Here is a 374-nt window from a genome sequence, read left to right as displayed (position 1 = left end):
ATCAAGGCGCAGCATCTGCTCGAGGACGAGACGGTGCGCAAAATCATCAGCTATGCCTTGCCGCTCTCCGAACAGGTCAGCCGGTTCAAGGCGCATACCTTCTCCGACATCGGCGGCTTCGAGGCGCTGCTCGCCCAAGAGTACGACGCGAAGATCGGCGGGCGCAAAGGCAACAAGACGCTGATGACCGTCGACGGGCTCTACATGATCAAGGTGGCAGTATCCGATCGTATTGATTTCGGCCCTGAAATGCAGGTCGCCAAGGAATTGTTCGACGAGTGTCTGAACGAATGGTCAGCGGATGCGCGGGCGGAACTGCGCGGCCTCGTGACCGACGCTTTCAACACCGACAAGGAGGGCAAGATCAACAGCGC

At 59.1% G+C, this 374-nt stretch carries 1 protein-coding gene; it reads left to right on the top strand.

Translation table 11 applies throughout. From position 1 onward, the window contains the following. A partial coding sequence (locus O4H53_RS27015) for a DUF3164 family protein (RefSeq protein ID WP_269368098.1) occupies window positions 1–374 on the top strand: 374 nt, incomplete at both ends.

The sequence above is a fragment of the Sulfitobacter sp. G21635-S1 genome (assembly GCF_027213915.1).
Taxonomy (GTDB): domain Bacteria; phylum Pseudomonadota; class Alphaproteobacteria; order Rhodobacterales; family Rhodobacteraceae; genus Sulfitobacter.
The sequence above is the reverse complement of the archived record's forward strand: the minus strand, read 5'-3'. Positions and strand labels throughout refer to the sequence as shown.